The sequence below is a fragment of the Paracoccus xiamenensis genome, assembly GCF_011308835.1.
Taxonomy (GTDB): domain Bacteria; phylum Pseudomonadota; class Alphaproteobacteria; order Rhodobacterales; family Rhodobacteraceae; genus Paracoccus; species Paracoccus xiamenensis.
Map to the genome: position 1 here is coordinate 210,433 of NZ_JAAOHY010000002.1, position 15,346 is coordinate 225,778.

At 65.2% G+C, this 15,346-nt stretch carries 19 protein-coding genes; 15 read left to right on the forward strand and 4 right to left on the reverse strand.

The genetic code is table 11. The annotated features are described in order from the left end of the window. Nucleotides 1-18 precede the first annotated feature (18 nt). The 12 genes from G7044_RS07800 to G7044_RS07855 all read left to right on the forward strand — a co-directional run bounded on the left by G7044_RS07800 (nucleotide 19) and on the right by G7044_RS07855 (nucleotide 9,424). On the forward strand, nucleotides 19-1,212 hold the full coding sequence (locus G7044_RS07800; RefSeq protein ID WP_166327810.1) for a DegT/DnrJ/EryC1/StrS family aminotransferase: 1,194 nt from the start codon (nucleotides 19-21) through the stop codon (nucleotides 1,210-1,212). Between the two features lie 18 nt (nucleotides 1,213-1,230). Beyond that, nucleotides 1,231-2,460, forward strand: coding sequence for a class I SAM-dependent methyltransferase (locus tag G7044_RS07805; protein ID WP_166327812.1), 1,230 nt, complete (start codon nucleotides 1,231-1,233; stop codon nucleotides 2,458-2,460). A 13-nt stretch (nucleotides 2,461-2,473) separates the two neighbouring features. Then, nucleotides 2,474-3,454, forward strand: a complete 981-nt coding sequence (locus G7044_RS07810) for an NAD-dependent epimerase/dehydratase family protein (protein WP_166327814.1) — start codon at nucleotides 2,474-2,476, stop codon at nucleotides 3,452-3,454. Then, complete coding sequence (locus G7044_RS07815) at nucleotides 3,451-4,431, forward strand: glycosyltransferase family 2 protein (RefSeq protein ID WP_166327816.1); 981 nt, start codon at nucleotides 3,451-3,453, stop codon at nucleotides 4,429-4,431. Before G7044_RS07810 ends, G7044_RS07815 begins: the two co-directional genes overlap by 4 nt. An 86-nt stretch (nucleotides 4,432-4,517) precedes the next feature. After that, nucleotides 4,518-5,132: a ribonuclease D gene (locus G7044_RS07820; RefSeq protein WP_166327818.1), complete on the forward strand. Its 615-nt coding sequence runs from the start codon at nucleotides 4,518-4,520 to the stop codon at nucleotides 5,130-5,132. Between the two features lie 9 nt (nucleotides 5,133-5,141). Further along, entirely contained in the window at nucleotides 5,142-6,086 is a 945-nt protein-coding gene (locus tag G7044_RS07825) for a KpsF/GutQ family sugar-phosphate isomerase (RefSeq protein WP_166327820.1), read from the forward strand. Further along, entirely contained in the window at nucleotides 6,086-6,652 is a 567-nt protein-coding gene (locus tag G7044_RS07830; protein WP_166327823.1) for an LptA/OstA family protein, read from the forward strand. Before G7044_RS07825 ends, G7044_RS07830 begins: the two co-directional genes overlap by 1 nt. 23 nt (nucleotides 6,653-6,675) lie before the next feature. Then, entirely contained in the window at nucleotides 6,676-7,164 is a 489-nt protein-coding gene (gene lptA, locus G7044_RS07835) for a lipopolysaccharide transport periplasmic protein LptA (protein ID WP_166327825.1), read from the forward strand. After that, entirely contained in the window at nucleotides 7,164-7,907 is a 744-nt protein-coding gene (lptB, locus tag G7044_RS07840; protein WP_166327827.1) for an LPS export ABC transporter ATP-binding protein, read from the forward strand. Before lptA ends, lptB begins: the two co-directional genes overlap by 1 nt. 156 nt (nucleotides 7,908-8,063) lie before the next feature. Further along, nucleotides 8,064-8,642 carry a ribosome hibernation-promoting factor, HPF/YfiA family gene (hpf, locus tag G7044_RS07845; RefSeq protein WP_166327829.1) on the forward strand — a complete coding sequence of 193 codons (579 nt, stop codon included), beginning with the start codon at nucleotides 8,064-8,066 and terminating at the stop codon, nucleotides 8,640-8,642. Nucleotides 8,643-8,713: 71 nt separating this feature from the next. After that, nucleotides 8,714-9,178 carry a PTS sugar transporter subunit IIA gene (locus tag G7044_RS07850; protein WP_166327831.1) on the forward strand — a complete coding sequence of 155 codons (465 nt, stop codon included), beginning with the start codon at nucleotides 8,714-8,716 and terminating at the stop codon, nucleotides 9,176-9,178. Between the two features lie 54 nt (nucleotides 9,179-9,232). Next, nucleotides 9,233-9,424: a hypothetical protein gene (locus G7044_RS07855; RefSeq protein ID WP_166327833.1), complete on the forward strand. Its 192-nt coding sequence runs from the start codon at nucleotides 9,233-9,235 to the stop codon at nucleotides 9,422-9,424. On the opposite strand, the gene mutY is transcribed toward G7044_RS07855, so the two are convergent. Continuing rightward, a complete protein-coding gene (mutY, locus tag G7044_RS07860; protein WP_166327835.1) occupies nucleotides 9,425-10,435 on the reverse strand; it encodes an A/G-specific adenine glycosylase in 1,011 nt (336 codons plus the stop codon). Between the two features lie 83 nt (nucleotides 10,436-10,518). Here mutY and G7044_RS07865 point away from each other — a divergent pair, with 83 nt between their 5' ends. Genes G7044_RS07865 through G7044_RS07875 form a run of 3 tightly spaced genes read left to right on the forward strand, consistent with a single transcriptional unit; the run spans nucleotide 10,519 to nucleotide 12,877 of the window. Beyond that, on the forward strand, nucleotides 10,519-11,043 hold the full coding sequence (locus tag G7044_RS07865) for a DUF721 domain-containing protein (protein ID WP_166327837.1): 525 nt from the start codon (nucleotides 10,519-10,521) through the stop codon (nucleotides 11,041-11,043). Continuing rightward, nucleotides 11,040-11,753, forward strand: coding sequence for a DsbA family protein (locus G7044_RS07870; RefSeq protein WP_166327839.1), 714 nt, complete (start codon nucleotides 11,040-11,042; stop codon nucleotides 11,751-11,753). Before G7044_RS07865 ends, G7044_RS07870 begins: the two co-directional genes overlap by 4 nt. After that, a complete protein-coding gene (locus G7044_RS07875; RefSeq protein WP_166327972.1) occupies nucleotides 11,750-12,877 on the forward strand; it encodes a CaiB/BaiF CoA transferase family protein in 1,128 nt (375 codons plus the stop codon). The genes G7044_RS07870 and G7044_RS07875 overlap by 4 nt, the downstream gene beginning before the upstream one ends. Here the strand turns inward: G7044_RS07875 and lpxK are convergent. From lpxK to G7044_RS07890, 3 genes are read right to left on the reverse strand one after another with little or no spacing between them, the layout of a single operon-like run. Beyond that, nucleotides 12,850-13,851: a tetraacyldisaccharide 4'-kinase gene (gene lpxK, locus G7044_RS07880; protein WP_166327841.1), complete on the reverse strand. Its 1,002-nt coding sequence runs from the start codon at nucleotides 13,849-13,851 to the stop codon at nucleotides 12,850-12,852. The genes G7044_RS07875 and lpxK overlap by 28 nt on opposite strands. Then, nucleotides 13,848-15,089, reverse strand: coding sequence for a 3-deoxy-D-manno-octulosonic acid transferase (locus G7044_RS07885; RefSeq protein ID WP_166327842.1), 1,242 nt, complete (start codon nucleotides 15,087-15,089; stop codon nucleotides 13,848-13,850). The genes lpxK and G7044_RS07885 overlap by 4 nt, the downstream gene beginning before the upstream one ends. A gap of 2 nt (nucleotides 15,090-15,091) precedes the next feature. Beyond that, nucleotides 15,092-15,337 carry a DUF4170 domain-containing protein gene (locus tag G7044_RS07890; RefSeq protein WP_166327843.1) on the reverse strand — a complete coding sequence of 82 codons (246 nt, stop codon included), beginning with the start codon at nucleotides 15,335-15,337 and terminating at the stop codon, nucleotides 15,092-15,094. Nucleotides 15,338-15,346: the final 9 nt, after the last annotated feature.

Below are 15,346 nucleotides of genomic sequence, written 5' to 3' on the forward strand. Positions count from 1 at the left end.
CAAGACAGGGAGTGCGACATGCGCGTGAATTACGGCCAAACCGTTCATGGAGAGGAAGAAATCGAGGCAGTCGTGCGCGTGCTGCGCAGCTCGACCCAGATGGGCAAGCATGTCCGCGAGATGCAGGAACGGGTGGCGGCGCTGTTCGACAAGCGCCACGGGATCATGGTCAATTCCGGGTCGTCGGCGAATTTCATCGCCGTGGCGCTGCTGGACCTGCCGGCGGGGTCGCAGGTCATCACCCCGGCGCTGACCTTTGCCACCACCGTTTCGCCCATCGTCCAGCACGGGCTGGTGCCGGCCTTTATCGACGTGACGCCGGGCACCTATAACAGCGATGCCGACCAGATCGAATCGATGATCGGCCCCGAGACCCGCGCCATCATGATCCCCTCGTTGATTGGTAATCTGCCGGATTGGCCGCGTATCCGCGAAATCGCCGAAAAGCATGGCCTGCCGGTGATCGAAGACAGCGCTGACACGTTGGGCGCGACGATTGGCGGGGTCTCGACCGGGGTGAATTCGAACATCTCGACCACCAGCTTTTACGGCAGCCACGTCATCAACGGCGCTGGCAATGGCGGCATGCTGTGCGTGAATGACGACGACCTGGCCCGCCGCGCGCTGCTGCTGCGCAGCTGGGGGCGCACGTCGTCGCTGTTCGTTGACAGCGAGGCGATCGAGAACCGCTTCAATGTCGATCTGGACGGCATTTCCTATGACGCGAAATTCCTGTTCGAGGAACTGGGCTATAATCTGGAGCCGTCGGAAATCAGCGCCGCATTTGGCCTTGTGCAGTTGGACAAGCTGCAACGCAACATCACCGCACGCGAGGAAAACTTCGCCCAACATCTGGCCTTCTTCAAGGCCTATGAACACTGGTTCATCCTGCCCCGGCAACTGCCCGACAGCCGCACCGGCTGGCTGGCCTTCCCGCTGACCATCCGCGACGATGCGCCCTTCACCCGGCGCGAGATGCAGATCTGGATGGAGCGGCGCGAAATCCAGACCCGCCCGGTCTTCACCGGCAATATCCTGCGCCAGCCGGCAATGAAGAACGTGTCCGCAGTGACTCGCCCCGAAGGCTATCCGGTGGCCGATCAGGTGATGAAGGGCGGTATCCTGCTGGCCTGCCATCACGGGCTGGACCAGCCGCAGATCGACCACATGCATGACAGCTTTGCCGAGTTCGCCCGCCAGTACGGCAGCTAGAGCCCGAGGATTTATTAAATGCGTCCAAGCACCATGACCCATTGCCGCGCCTGTGGCTCGGACCGGATGTTTCTGTTCCTGCCCATGGGCGATCACCCGCCCGCGAATATGTTCGTGCGCCCCGAACAGGCGGATCAACCCCAGCCCGCCTTTCCGTTGAACACTCAGGCCTGTCTGGATTGCGGGATGATCCAGGTCGCCGACCAGATCCCAGACGGCTTCTTCCGGCACTATCTTTATATCCCGTCCGGCGCCGCCACGATGCACGGCCATTTCGAGGGGCTGGCTGGCGTGCTGGCGGATCGCGCCGATGGGGGGCTGATCGTCGATATCGGCTGCAATGACGGGCTGATGCTGGGATTTGCCAACCGCATGGGGGCGAAGACGCTGGGGATAGACCCGGCCGCGAACCTGGCAGAGAAGGCCGCCCAGAACGGGGTCGAGGTCCATGTCGCCTATTTCAGCCCCGAAACCGCCGGGGAGGTGCGCGCCAAACATGGCCCCGCGCAAGTGATTTCCACCACCAACACGCTGAACCATATCGGCGACCTGGTCGGTTTCGTCGACGGCATCAAGCGGCTTCTGGCTGATGATGGCTGGTTCGTGATCGAGGTTCCATGGGGTCGCGAAATCGTGGCCACCAACCAGTTCGACAACGTCTATCACGAACACCTGTCGGAAATGAGCCTGCGTTCTTTGGTCAAGCTGGCCGAACGCACCGGAATGGCGGTGGTCGATGTCACCCGGCATCCGGTGCATGGCGGCTCGATGCGGGTATTCATCCGCAAGGCAGAGGCCGCCGGTCCCCCCAGTGCCGAGGTCGTGCGGATGCTGGCCGAGGAGGACGCAGCCGGCATGAACGATCAGGCCACCTTCGAATCCTTCGCCGCCCGCGCCCATGACATCGGCGAAGCCTTGCGCAAGATTCTTGCCGATTTGAAAGCCGAAGGCGCCACGATTGCCGGATATGGCGCGCCGGCCAAAGGCAATACGCTGCTGAACTTTTTCGATATCGGGCCCGAGACGCTGGACTATCTGGTCGACCGTAACCCGTTGAAGCAAGGGCTTTTGTCGCCGGGCAAACAGATCCCGATTCATGACCCGGCGGTGCTTGCCGATGACCCGCCGGATTACCTGCTGGTGCTGGCCTGGAACTTCTTCGACGAGATCCGCGGCCAGCTTTCCGCGTATGAGGCCGATGGCGGCCGCTTCATTCTTCCCTTGCCATATCCTCACATTGTGATCTGAAATGGATCATGTGTTGGTAAGGGGTTTCGTCATGGTCAATGTGTTGATCGTCGGCGGCGCCGGGTTCATCGGCTCGCATCTGGTGCGCGACTGCCTGTCGCGGGGTGACAAGGTTACGGTGCTGACGCGGGCATCGACCGATATCTGGCGTATCGAGGATATTCTGGACCGGCTGACGCTGGTCCGCCTGAATCTGACGGATACGGAGGCGCTGATGACCGCGCTTCGACACCAACCGCCGCAGCGGGTATTCCTGCTGGGCGCGGTGACGCGTTTCGCGACGGCCAATAACGACCTGGCCGATGTCGCAGAGGCAATGCGGGTCAATCTGGATCCGCTGCGTGCGATTCTGGAAGCGCTCGGCCGGATGGATGTTCCGCCTCAGTCGGTGGTCCGTACCGGCACGCTGGCAGAGCTGTCCAGCGATCCCGGCATCGCGCGCTCGGCCACGCGGGAATGGCCGGAAACCACCTATGGCCTGTCGATCCTGGCCGGCACCCATTACCTGCGGATCTGGCGCGATCGCTGCGGTATCCCCGCAGTAACCGCCCGGCTGAGCCTGACCTATGGCGGCGGCCAGTCGCCTGATTTCCTGGTGCCAGGCGCGATTAGGCAGGGGTTGGCTGGTACGCCGATGATGCCGCGCCAGCCTGACGCCAGACGCGACCTGATCCATGTCGACGATGTGATTGAGGCGCTGCAACTGGTTGCGGATAACGCGGACAGATTGCCGCCGGTGGTCAATGTGTCGACTGGGCGCCCGATCCGCACTGGCGATCTGGCCGCGCGCATTGCCCGGTTGACCGGCCACAAGCCGCCGCCCGAACCCGCGAAGACGGGCGCCGGCAACCGCGTTTCGGCACCACCCTCGAAGGAATTGCGTGCGCTTGGCTGGCGTCCGCGGGTCTCGCTTCAACAGGGGCTGCGGCAGGTGATCGCCTGGGAACGCGCCCGCAAGACCGACAACAGACACCCCGAAAGGCGCAGCGCATGAGCCTGATTTCCATCCTCGTCCCGGCCTATAACGAAGAAGAAAATGTCCGCGCCTGTTACCAACGGATCGCGGCCGTTCTGGACGGTCTGCCCGGTGACGAGGCCGAAATCATCTTTACCGACAACCATTCGACCGACCGCACATTCGCCATCCTGTCGGAAATCGCCGCCGAAGACCCCCGCCTGCGTGTGTTCCGGTTTTCGCGCAATGTCGGCTATCAGAACTCGGTCATGTATGCCTACAAGGCGGCGCGGGGCGATTGTGCGATTCAGCTGGATGCCGATCTGCAGGACCCGCCTGAACTGATCCCGCAGATGCTGGACCTGTGGCGGCAGGGCAATCAGGTCGTCTATGGCATCCGCAAGAAGCTGCCCGACGGGCCGGTGATCGCCGCGCTTCGCCGCGGGTTTTACTGGTTCATCGACCGCATCAGCCCCGATGACCTGCCCCGCAACGTGGGCGAGTTCCGCCTGACTGATCGGGTGATTCTGGACCAGATCCGCAAAAGCGGGGACCGCTCGCCCTATATGCGCGGAATGATCAGCGCGATGGGGTTCAGTCAGGTCGGCTTCGATTATGACCGCGCGGCGCGCACGGCGGGGGAATCGAAGTTTCCGCTGAAGGCGATGATCTCGCTGGCGGTGGATGGTATGGTCAACCATTCGCTGGTGCCGCTGCGGCTGGCCTCGACCGTGTCGCTGTTTGCCGGGCTGATCACGTTTCTGGTGCTGCTGGGCTATCTGGTTGGCAAGCTGCTGTTCGGGCAGGAATGGCCGCCGGGCTTTGCAACGCTGGCCATTCTGCTGCTGATGTCGATGACCTTGAACGCGATGTTTCTGGGGATCCTCGGTGAATATATCGGCCGGATCTTCATGCAGACCAAGAATCTGAACGCCCCCATCGTCGAGGCGACGCTGAATGTCGAAGCCGACGTGACCGAGCCGGCGGCGGCGATCCGTTTCCCGATGGCGCGCTGATTACGGAATGCTTACAACTGGTTGAACCGCAAAGGGCTGACCTTGGCCGAAATCCGCCGTATAGACGGCGTCAAACGAGGATTCACATGGCCATTCACCTGTATCAGAACGACCTGCCCGACGGGCTGGACCTTGGCCCGGTCGTGGCCATTGACACCGAAACCATGGGGCTGGACCCGCGCCGCGACCGGCTGTGTCTGGTGCAGATGTCCTCGGGCGACGGGGACGCGCATCTGGTGCAGATTGCACCGGGCCAGACCGAGGCGCCGAACCTGACGCGCATGCTGGCCGATCCGGGCGTGGTCAAGCTGTTCCATTACGGGCGTTTCGACATTGCCGCGCTGCAAAACGCCTTTGGCGTCGTGACCGCGCCGGTCTGGTGCACCAAGATCGCATCGAAGATGATCCGCACCTATACCGACCGGCACGGGTTGAAATACCTGCTTCAGGCCTTGGTCGGGGTCGATGTGTCCAAGCAGCAGCAGACCTCGGACTGGGGCGCTGCCGAACTGACCGAGGCGCAGCTGGAATATGCAGCCTCGGACGTGCTGTATCTGCATCGCCTGAAGGAAGAGCTGGAAAAGCTGCTGGCCCGCGAGGATCGCACGGCGCTGGCGCAATCCTGTTTCGACTTCCTGCCCACCCGTGCCCAGCTGGACCTGCTGGGTTGGGGGGATGAAAACGACATCTTCCATCACTAAATGCCTGCGATGAGCGAATATCTGGATACCGCCCGCCGCGTCATCGCGACCGAAGCCGAAGGCTTGGCCGCGCTGTCGGCCAGCCTTGGCGACAGTTTTGACCGTGCCATCGAAACCATTCTGGCCGCGCGTGGGCGTGTGGTCGTGTCCGGCATGGGCAAATCCGGCCATATCGGGCGCAAACTTGCCGCGACCTTCGCCAGCACCGGCACGCCCGCGCAATTCGTTCACCCGGCCGAGGCCAGCCACGGCGATCTGGGCATGGTGGCGGAAGGCGACGTGGCCATCGTCATTTCGAATTCCGGCGAGACGCCCGAAATCGCCGATATCGTCGCCCACACCCGCCGCTTCAACATCCCGCTGATCGGGATTGCCGGGCGTGAGAACTCGACCCTGATCCGGCAATGCGACGTCGCGCTGCTGCTGCCGCCCGCGCCCGAGGCCTGCGGCAAGGGCATCGTGCCGACCACCTCGACCACTATGACGCTGGCGCTTGGCGATGCGCTGGCGGTGGCGCTGATGGAACATCGCAGCTTCACCCCCGAACATTTCCGCACCTTCCACCCCGGCGGCAAGCTGGGCGCGCGGCTGGCACGGGTGGGCGACCTCATGCATGCCGAAATGCCGCTGGTCGATGCCGACACTCCCATGACCGAAGCCCTGCTGACGATGAGCCAGATGGGTTATGGCGTCACCGGCGTGACCGGGACGGGCGGGCGGCTGGTCGGCATCATCACCGACGGCGACCTGCGTCGCCACATGGACGGTCTGCTGGACCACCGCGCGGCCGATGTGATGACCGCCAGCCCGCGTACCATTCGCGCCGATCAACTGGCCGAGGCCGCGCTGGCAGAAATGCAGTCGCGCAAGATCACCTGCCTGTTCGCCGTGGACGACGGCGTGCCGCAGGGTATCCTGAACATCCACGATTGCCTGCGCGCCGGAATGGTCTGATGCGGTCCTCGCTGATAGCATGGCTTCGGGTGCTGTTGCCGCTGGCGGCGCTGGCGATCCTGTCCACGCTGTTCCTGCTTGGCCGCACCCCCGATCCCGACGACGCCCTGCCCTATGCCGAGGTCGACGCCGAGGATATGGTCCGCGACCCACGCATGTCGCGGCCTGAATTTGCCGGCGTCAGCCATGGCGGCGCGCAGGTCACTGTGACCGCCGACCGCGCCAGCCCGGTGCAGAACGAAAACAGCTCGGCCGAATCGGTGCGCTTGACGTGGCGAGACCCGGATGGGCTGGCCGCCGACCTGACAGCGCCGCAGGCGCAGATGGACGGCCAGCAGATCCACCTGTCGGGGGGCGTGCGGGTGACCACCTCGGACGGATGGGCGATAACGGTGCCGCAGGTCGATACCGACCTGACCGCCGACCGCCTGCTGGGCACCGGCGGGCTGACCGGATTTGCCCCCCTGGGCCGGCTGGATGCTGACCAGATGGAGGTGACACGCAATGCCGACGGCGACTATCTTCTGAATTTAACCGGCGATGTGCGTCTGGTATATCAACCCTGATCCCCTCCGAAAGGATGCCTGCGATGCGCCGCGCCACCTGCCTTGCCCTGACGATCTCGATGCTGATGGCGCTGCCGGTCGCTGCCCAGATGGTGGCCTTTGGCGGCATCAAGGCCGATACCAGCGCGCCGGTTGAACTGTCGGCAGATAACCTGACCGTCAATCAAACCACCGGACAGGCGGAATTTACCGGCAATGTCCTGATCGGGCAGGGGCAGATGAAGCTGTCGGCCGACAAGGTGGTGGTCCAATATGTGCAGGGCGATACGCAGAAGATCGACAATCTGGACGCCACCGGCAACGTGACGCTGGTCAACGGCCCCGACGCGGCCGAGGCGCAGCAGGCCATCTATGAGGTCGCATCCGGCAATATCACCCTGATCGGCGACGTGCTGCTGACCCAGGGCCAGAACGTGATGTCGGGCGAACGTATGGTGGTGAACCTGGAAGACGGCACCGCGCAGATGAACGGCCGCGTCCGCTCGGTCCTGCAACCGGCGGAGCAGCAGTGATGCCCGACCATATCCCGCAGCAAGGGCTGGCGGTGCGCAATCTGCGCAAATCCTATCGCAAGCGGCCGGTGATCCGCGACGTGTCGATGGATCTTGACCGGGGCGAGGTGGTGGCGCTGCTGGGGCCGAACGGCTCGGGCAAGACCACCTGCTTTTACTGCATCGCCGGGCTGGTGACGCCCGACTCCGGCCAAGTCTATATCGACGGTCAGGCCGTGACGGCGCTGCCGATGTATCAGCGTGCGCGGCTTGGCATCGGCTATCTGCCGCAGGAAATGTCGATCTTTCGCGGGTTGACGGTCGAACAGAACATCACCGCCGTGCTGGAGGTGGTGGAACAGAACCCCCATCGCCGCCGCGACCGGCTGGAGGAGTTGCTGGGCGATTTTTCCATCGGCCATATCCGCAATGCCTCGGCCATGGCGCTGTCGGGGGGCGAAAGGCGGCGGGTGGAAATCGCGCGCTGCCTGGCCTCGAACCCGTCATTTCTGCTGCTGGACGAACCCTTTGCCGGGGTCGATCCGATTGCAGTGGGCGATATTCGCGCGCTGGTGCAGGACCTGAAATCGCGGGGAATCGGCGTGTTGATAACGGACCACAATGTCCGCGAGACCCTGGGCATCGTCGACCGCGCCTATATCCTGCATGACGGCCATGTGCTGATGTCGGGCACGACCGAACAGATCATCGCCGATCCGCGCGTGCGCGAGGTCTATCTGGGCGATACGTTCACCCTGGCCTGACCCTGCTGCACCGACGCCGGCATGCGAATCCCGGCCTGATTGCCCGCCGTCCGCGCGCGCGTCGTTGACAGACTCGGAACCCCGCCGCAGACTGGATGAGTCCGGTATGACCCTGCCCGCTTTCGGTGGGGGCCGGGCGAGGAAAGGGAAAAAAGAATGCGTTATCAGATCAGTGGTAAACAGATCGACATCGGCGAGGCTTTGACCCAACATGTCCAGACCGAGCTGGGCGAAACGGTTGGAAAATACTCTCAGCGACCCACCGAAGCCGTCGTCACCTTCTCCAAGAAGGCGCATATGTTGGTTTGTGACACCCTTGTTCACCTTTCCACCGGCCTGACCGTTCAGGCCAAGGGTGAAGATCCCGAGATTTACGCCGCCTTCGAAGTCGCGCGCGAGCGGATGGACAAGCAGCTGCGCCGATACAAGCGCCGGCTGAAAGATCATCACAAGGACAGGTCCGAACCGGTTGAATACGGCGCCGCCGGCCTGTATGTGCTGCCGGCCGACGAAGACGAATGGGAATCGCAGGGTGATACGGGCCTGCAACCGGTCATCGTCGCTGAAATGGAATCGCGTGTGCCGACCCTTTCGGTCGGTGACGCGGTCATGCAGATGGAATTGGCCGGGGCACCCTTGCTGGTGTTTCGCAACGAAAAACATGGGGGCGTGAACGTCGTACATCGCCGCGATGACGGCAATATCGGCTGGATCGACCCGCGCAATATCAGCTAGCCGCCTGGCGGCTTGTCGTGTACGGGGCGGGTGCGTGCGCCCGCCCCGATACGGCAGAAAGACGGACAGAGATGCAACTCAGCACCATTGTGAAGCCCGGCGCCGTGCGCACCTATCCGCAGGTGAGCTCGAAGAAGCGGCTGTTTCAGGACATCGCCGAACTGGCCCATCAGCTTTATGGACTGGATGCCAGCCAGACGTTGGATGCGTTGCAGGAACGCGAAAGCCTGGGCCCGACGGGCGTCGGCAATGGCGTGGCGCTGCCGCATGCGCGGCTGCACGGGCTGGACGGCGTGGCGGGGATTTTCGTCAAGCTGGAAAAGCCGCTGGATTTCGACGCCGTCGACCGTCAGCCGGTCGATCTGGTGTTTGCGCTGTTCGCACCAAAAGATAGCGGCGTCGATCACCTGAAGGCGCTGGCACTGGTGTCGCGGACGCTGCGCGACACCGATCTGCGCGCCAAGCTGCGGGCGAATTCCGACCCGGCGGCGCTGCATGCGATCCTGACCTCTGGGCCGGGAATGGCGGCGGCCTGATTTGGATTCCGGCTGATTCGGCGCTATAGTGGCCCATCAGCAGGAGGACGTCCGATGACCAAGACCCTGACCGATCACGAACGCAGCACCGGCTCGGGCCGGCTGCGGGCCTATGTGGCGCATGACCGCGAATCCGGCGTGCACCCGGCCATCGAGGCGCTTCACCGCCGCCCGCATGCCCGCGACGGGGATGACGGTCGCAAGACGGCCGAGTATGCCCGCATCGAGCGCGGCCGCGAGGAATAATCAGCCGGCCGCCTGAACCCGCGTCCAGACCTTGCGCATCAGTCCCGGCAGATCGCCGGGGGTAAATTCCGCGCGCGGCATCCAGAAGCCGCGTTCAGGATTGCCGCTGACATGGGCAACATGCACCTGCAGGTTCAGCGCAAAATGCGTAAAAATGTGCTGAACCGGGTCCAGTTGCTGCCATTCGGCGGCCAGCGGCGCGTCAAGGTCGCTGCCGTCCCATCCGGTCGAGGGGAAGGCCAGCGTGCCCCCCAGCAGCCCCTTGGGCGCCCGCCGCTCCAGCAGAATCGCATGGTCGTTCATTGCCACCCAGGCGACGCCCGTTCGCTGGGGCTTGGGCGGCTTGGGGGCCTTGCGCGGCAGCTCGGCCGCGATCCCGGCCCTCCTGGCCGCGCAAAGATCGCTGAGCGGGCAGATTCCGCAGGCGGGCTTTCGGGGCGTGCAGATCGTCGCCCCCAGATCCATCATAGCCTGCGCGAAATCGCCGGCGCGTTGCTTGGGCGTCAGTTGCTCGGCCAAGGCGACCAGTTCCGGCTTGGCCTTCGGAAGCGGTGTTTCGACCGCGAAAACGCGCGAGACGACGCGCTCGACATTCCCGTCCACCACCGTTTCCGGCAGCCCGTAAGCAATTGCCGCGATGGCGGCCGAGGTATAGGGCCCCACACCCGGCAGCGCCTGCAATCCGGCGCGGGTGGTGGGAAATCCGCCTGCTGCCGCCACCGTCCGCGCACAGGCCAGCAGGTTGCGCGCGCGGGCATAGTATCCAAGCCCCGCCCATTCGGCCATGACCTGCGCGTCTTCCGCCGCCGCCAGCGCCTGAACGGTTGGCCAAAGCGTGGTGAAACGCTCGAAATAGCCCTTCACCGCCGCCACGGTGGTCTGTTGAAGCATGATTTCCGACAGCCAGACCCGGTAAGGATCGGCCGCCCCGCCCCCCGGTGGCATCCGCCATGGCAGGGTGCGGGCGTGGCGGTCATACCAGTCCAGCAGAAGGGGTGCGACCTCACGCATCGTTCACAGCTTTTTTGAACTGGCTGGCTGGCATCCCTGCACCGGCTTGTTAAACTGCGCCCGTTCTAACCGCGGAGCGCCGCATGTCACAGCCCCCTCGCAGATCGCGCGGTTTCCGGCAGGCTTCCAGCCTGGTGGCCGAGCCGATCCGCCATGCCGCCGAAGGCCGGGGCTTTGCCGTGGCGCGGCTGCTGACCCATTGGGCCGAGGTGGTCGGCCCTGAAACCGCGTCCCGCGCCCGTCCGGTGAAGATCTCCCATACCCGCAACGGCATGGGGGCCACGCTGACGCTGCTGACCACCGGGCCATACGCGCCGCTGCTGGAAATGCAGCTGCCCGCCCTGCGCGACCGGGTAAATGCCTGTTACGGCTATAACGCGATCTCGCGCATTACGCTGACCCAGACCGCGCCGACCGGGTTTTCCGAAGGGCAGGCCAGTTTTGACCATGCCCCCAAGGCCCGGCCCCAGCCCGATGCCGAAACCCGCCGCGCGGCGCAGGCACTGGCCGCACAGATTTCCGATCCTGCCTTGCAGGCCGCCGTGGCGCGGCTTGCGGCACTCAAGCTGACCCGAAAGGGCAGAGCCAACCGAAAGGTCCCTGAATGAGCTTCCAAATCCGCAACTTCCTGTCCGTGTCGCTGATCTCGGCCGCGCTGGCACTGCCGGCCGCGGCCCAGACGACCCCCGCACCGGAAGCCGCGCCCGCGGCCCCCGCCGCGACCCCGGAAGCGCAAACCCCGGCAGAACAGGCCCCGGCCGCCGAACCGAAGATCGTCGAGGATCTGTTCCTGGGCGAGGAAAGCGCGCCGCTGACCATCTATGAATATGCTAGCTTCACCTGCCCCCATTGCGCGGCCTTCCACAAAGACAACTTCCCCAAGCTGAAGGCTGAATATATCGACACCGGCAAGGTGCGCTTCGCCACGCGCGAGGTCTATTTCGATCAGGTCGGCCTGTGGGCGGGCATCCTGGCTCGTTGCGACGATGCGAAATATTACCCGGTCAGCGGCATGCTGATGGATGAACAATCCGAATGGCTGGGTGCCCAGAATGGCGAGGAACTGGTCGCCAACCTGCGCAAGATCGGCGCCAAGGCCGGCATGACCGCCGAACAGATGGATGCTTGCTGGGCCGATCAGGCCAAGGTCGCCGATCTGGTCCACACCTTCCAGGTCAATGCCGAGGCCGACAAGATCGAGGCCACGCCCACCTTCATGATCGGTGGTGAGCAGGTCAAGAACATGGCCTGGGAAGATCTGAAAGCCAAGATCGACGAAAAGCTGGCCGAGGCTGAAGCAGCCGCGCCGGCCAACTGATGACGCCGCTCGCCGGTCTGAAGGTCGTCGAGCTTGCGCGTATTCTGGCCGGCCCTTGGGCTGGCCAGATTCTCGCCGATCTTGGCGCAGAGGTCATCAAGGTCGAGGCCCCCGAAGGCGATGATACCCGCCGTTGGGGGCCGCCGTTCATTGAACGCGAGGGCGACCGCTCGGCCGCGTATTTCCACGGGGCCAATCGTGGCAAGAAATCGGTGACCGCCGATTTCCGCACGCCCGAAGGCCAGCAGCGCGTCCGTGATCTGATCGCCGATGCCGATATCGTCATCGAGAATTTCAAGGTCGGCGGGCTGGCGAAATACGGGCTGGATTATGCCAGCCTGCAGGCCCTGAACTCGCGCCTGATCTATTGCAGCGTCACCGGTTTTGGCCAGACCGGGCCTTACGCCCACCGCGCGGGTTATGACTATATCATTCAGGGCATGTCCGGGCTGATGAGCGTGACGGGAGAGCCTTCCGGCCAGCCGCAGAAGGTCGGCGTGGCCGTTACCGACATCTTCACCGGCATCTATGCCGCGACGGCGATTCTGGCGGCGGTGGAAATGCGCCACCGCACGGGCCGGGGTCAGCATATCGACATGGCGCTGATGGATGTCGCTGTGGCGATCATGGCCAATCAGGCGATGAATTACCTGACCACCGGCAATGCGCCGCAGCGGATGGGCAATGCGCATCCGAACCTCGTCCCCTATGCGGTTTTCGACTGCGCCGATGGCTGGATCATCATCGCCACCGGCAATGACGGCCAGTATCGCCGCCTGTGCGATGTGCTCGGCCTGCCCGCGCTGGCAACGGCACCCGATTACGCCACCAATGCCGACCGTATCCAAAACCGCGAGGCGCTGACGGCGGCATTGCAAGCCGTTACCCGTGGCTGGTCCCGCGACGATCTGCTGACCGCGCTAGAGGCGCAGGGCATCCCCGCCGGGCCGATCAACGACATGGCCGATGTCTTCGCCGATCCGCAGGTCATCGCGCGCGGGCTGAAAATCACCCCCGACGGGGTGCCCGGCGTGCGCCTGCCAGTGGTGTTTTCGGATGCGGAACTGGCGACCGACCGCGCCTCGCCCCGTCTGGGTCAGGACGATCCGGTCAGTGCCGGCTGAAGCAGCCCGTCCAGCCGCGCCCAATCGTCCAGTTCCAGCCGCACCGGCAGGGCCAGCACATTGCGCCGGAAATCGAGCGGCAGGCGCACGGCGTCCTTTTCGGTGGTGACCAGCTGGGCGCCGGTCAGCTTTGCCTCGGCCGTCAGGCGTTGCAGCAGGGCGGGGGTGAAGGGCTGATGATCGTCAAGCCCCTCTCCCCGGACCAGATCGGCGCCCAGATCGCGCAGGGTGGCGAAGAATTTCTCGGGGTGGCCGATGCCGGCAAAGGCCAGCACCCGGTGGCCCTGCCAGTCGATGCCGGTCTGCAGCGGCTGCAACGCGCCCTTCAGATGCGGCAGGTCCAGCACATGACCCCAGGCGCGGGAAAAGCGGTCCTGCATCGGCGACAGCCCGATCGAGATCACCGCATCTGCGCGCCGCAGCCCATCCGCCACCGGTTCGCGCAAGGGGCCGGCGGGGATGCACAGCCCGTTGCCGAAGCCCTTGGCGGCGTCGACCACGATCAGCGACAGGTCGTGATGCAGGCTCGGGTCCTGAAAGCCGTCATCCAGCAGGATCGCCTGCGCGCCATCGGCGACAGCGGCGCGCGCGCCTTCGACGCGGTTGTCTGCGACCCAGACCGGGGCGAAGGCGGACATCAGCAGGGGCTCGTCGCCGACCTCCTCGGCGCTGTGCCTGCGTTCATCGACGCGGGTTGGGGCGGTGGTAGTGCCGCCGTAACCCCGGCTGACGATCTGCACGGCCACGCCTTGCGAGATCAGCCGCTGCGCCAGCGCGATCACGGTGGGGGTCTTGCCGGTGCCGCCGGCGTTGATATTGCCCACGCAGATCACCGGCACGCCCAGCCGGGTGCGTTCGCCCCCCTTCAGCCGCCGGGCGGTCGCGGCCCCGTAAAGCGCGCCCAGCGGACGCATCAGGTTGGCCCGCAGCGTCGGCGGGGTCTGGAACCAGAAGGCGGGGGCGCGGCGGCTCATGCGAGATCTCCCAGGATGGTGTCGCGGACGGCATGGGCGATCCGGTTGGCCACGCCCTCGCCCCCGGTGGAAACGCACCAGGCATTGGTGGCGATCTGGGCGGCCTGATCGGCGGCCAGAAGGGCGACGACCGCCTGCGCCAGACCGGCCGCGTCCTCGACCCGGCGGGCAGCGGCGGCACCGTCAAGCTGCGCCCATTCCGCCGCGAAGGGGCCGTCCAGCGGGCCGTGAATGGCGGCGGATCCCAGCGATGCCGCCTCGAACGGATCGCGGGCGGCGTCGGTCGGGCCATAAAGCGTCGTGCCCATGAAAGTCGACGGCGCGAGGCGATACCACAGGCCCAGCTCGAACAGGTCGTCGACAAGATAGACGCTGACTTCCTCGGTCGGGTCTTCGTCGTAATTGCGTTGGGCGACGACCAGCCCGGCCTCGCCCATGCGCGCGGCCATCGCCTCGGCCCGGCGGGGATCGTCGGGCAGCACGATCAGCATGGCGCGGTGGCTATAGCGCAGGACCGTCAGCTGGGCCTCGATCAGGGCTTCTTCTTCGGCCTCGGTGACGCAGACCGCCAGCCAGATCTGCCGGCCCTTGAAGGCCTCGGCCAGCGATTCGCGTTCGGCCTCCAGATGCTTCAGGGGCTGGCGGGACAGGGTGATCGGGCCGGTGATTTCGATCCGTTCGGGGGCGGCGCCCAGCTCCAGCGCCGCTTCGCCGCTGGCCGGGTCGGGCAGCAGCAGCAGCGTCAGCTGCGACAGCGCCGAGCGGCGGGTAAAGCCCGGCAGCGACCAGCCGCGCGGCGGCGCGACAAGGCGGGTCTCGGCCAGGATCACCGGGATGTCGCGGGCTCTGGCGGCCTCGATCAGGGGGCGCGGCAGGTCCGTGCCGACCAGCAGCACGGCATCGGGGCGCATGGCCGCCAGCTGCGCCTGGGCCATGCTGTCGGACAGCGCGCCATCGGCGACCGAGGTCACGCCCCGCGTCGCCAGATCGGGCACCCCGCCCACCGCACGGCTGACGGCGACCTGCAAGCCGCGCCGGCGCATCTGCATCAGCAGTTGGATCAGCGCCGGGGCAAGGCTGCCATCATCCGGGCCAGCCTGGTCATAGCCGGCGCCGATGCGCAGCCAGACCAGCGGGCCGTCACCCGTCGGCAGCGCCAGATCGGGCAGCGGCAGGGGCTGTGTGGGCTGGTCCAGCAAGCGCCGCACCCAACCGCGCAGCCCCTGCACGCTGCTCATGTTCAGGAACCCAGCTCGGCCGTCGGGCTGGTTTCGCGGCCTTCGTCCATCAGGCGGTGCAGATGGGCGATGAAATAGCGGGTCTGCGCACTATCCACGGTGCGCTGCGCCGCGCCCTTCCATGCTGCATGGGCCGAAGCGAAATCGGGGAAGACCCCAACAACGTCGATGGCCGAAGTGTCGCGGAACTCGGTCCCGTCAATGTCGATCAACTCACCCCCGAATACCAGGTGCAGTCGCTGCGTCATCGGAAAATC

Excerpts from the sequence above, each read along its gene's own strand:
- G7044_RS07800 (WP_166327810.1), top strand. The coding sequence starts at position 19 with ATGCGCGTGAATTACGGCCAAACCGTTCATGGAGAGGAAGAAATCGAG.
- G7044_RS07805 (WP_166327812.1), top strand. The coding sequence starts at position 1,231 with ATGCGTCCAAGCACCATGACCCATTGCCGCGCCTGTGGCTCGGACCGG.
- G7044_RS07815 (WP_166327816.1), top strand. The coding sequence starts at position 3,451 with ATGAGCCTGATTTCCATCCTCGTCCCGGCCTATAACGAAGAAGAAAAT.
- G7044_RS07820 (WP_166327818.1), top strand. The coding sequence starts at position 4,518 with ATGGCCATTCACCTGTATCAGAACGACCTGCCCGACGGGCTGGACCTT.
- G7044_RS07825 (WP_166327820.1), top strand. The coding sequence starts at position 5,142 with ATGAGCGAATATCTGGATACCGCCCGCCGCGTCATCGCGACCGAAGCC.
- G7044_RS07830 (WP_166327823.1), top strand. The coding sequence starts at position 6,086 with ATGCGGTCCTCGCTGATAGCATGGCTTCGGGTGCTGTTGCCGCTGGCG.
- lptA (WP_166327825.1), top strand. The coding sequence starts at position 6,676 with ATGCGCCGCGCCACCTGCCTTGCCCTGACGATCTCGATGCTGATGGCG.
- lptB (WP_166327827.1), top strand. The coding sequence starts at position 7,164 with ATGCCCGACCATATCCCGCAGCAAGGGCTGGCGGTGCGCAATCTGCGC.
- hpf (WP_166327829.1), top strand. The coding sequence starts at position 8,064 with ATGCGTTATCAGATCAGTGGTAAACAGATCGACATCGGCGAGGCTTTG.
- G7044_RS07850 (WP_166327831.1), top strand. The coding sequence starts at position 8,714 with ATGCAACTCAGCACCATTGTGAAGCCCGGCGCCGTGCGCACCTATCCG.
- G7044_RS07855 (WP_166327833.1), top strand. The coding sequence starts at position 9,233 with ATGACCAAGACCCTGACCGATCACGAACGCAGCACCGGCTCGGGCCGG.
- mutY (WP_166327835.1), bottom strand. The coding sequence starts at position 10,435 with ATGCGTGAGGTCGCACCCCTTCTGCTGGACTGGTATGACCGCCACGCC.
- G7044_RS07865 (WP_166327837.1), top strand. The coding sequence starts at position 10,519 with ATGTCACAGCCCCCTCGCAGATCGCGCGGTTTCCGGCAGGCTTCCAGC.
- G7044_RS07870 (WP_166327839.1), top strand. The coding sequence starts at position 11,040 with ATGAGCTTCCAAATCCGCAACTTCCTGTCCGTGTCGCTGATCTCGGCC.
- lpxK (WP_166327841.1), bottom strand. The coding sequence starts at position 13,851 with ATGAGCCGCCGCGCCCCCGCCTTCTGGTTCCAGACCCCGCCGACGCTG.
- G7044_RS07885 (WP_166327842.1), bottom strand. The coding sequence starts at position 15,089 with ATGAGCAGCGTGCAGGGGCTGCGCGGTTGGGTGCGGCGCTTGCTGGAC.
- G7044_RS07890 (WP_166327843.1), bottom strand. The coding sequence starts at position 15,337 with ATGACGCAGCGACTGCACCTGGTATTCGGGGGTGAGTTGATCGACATT.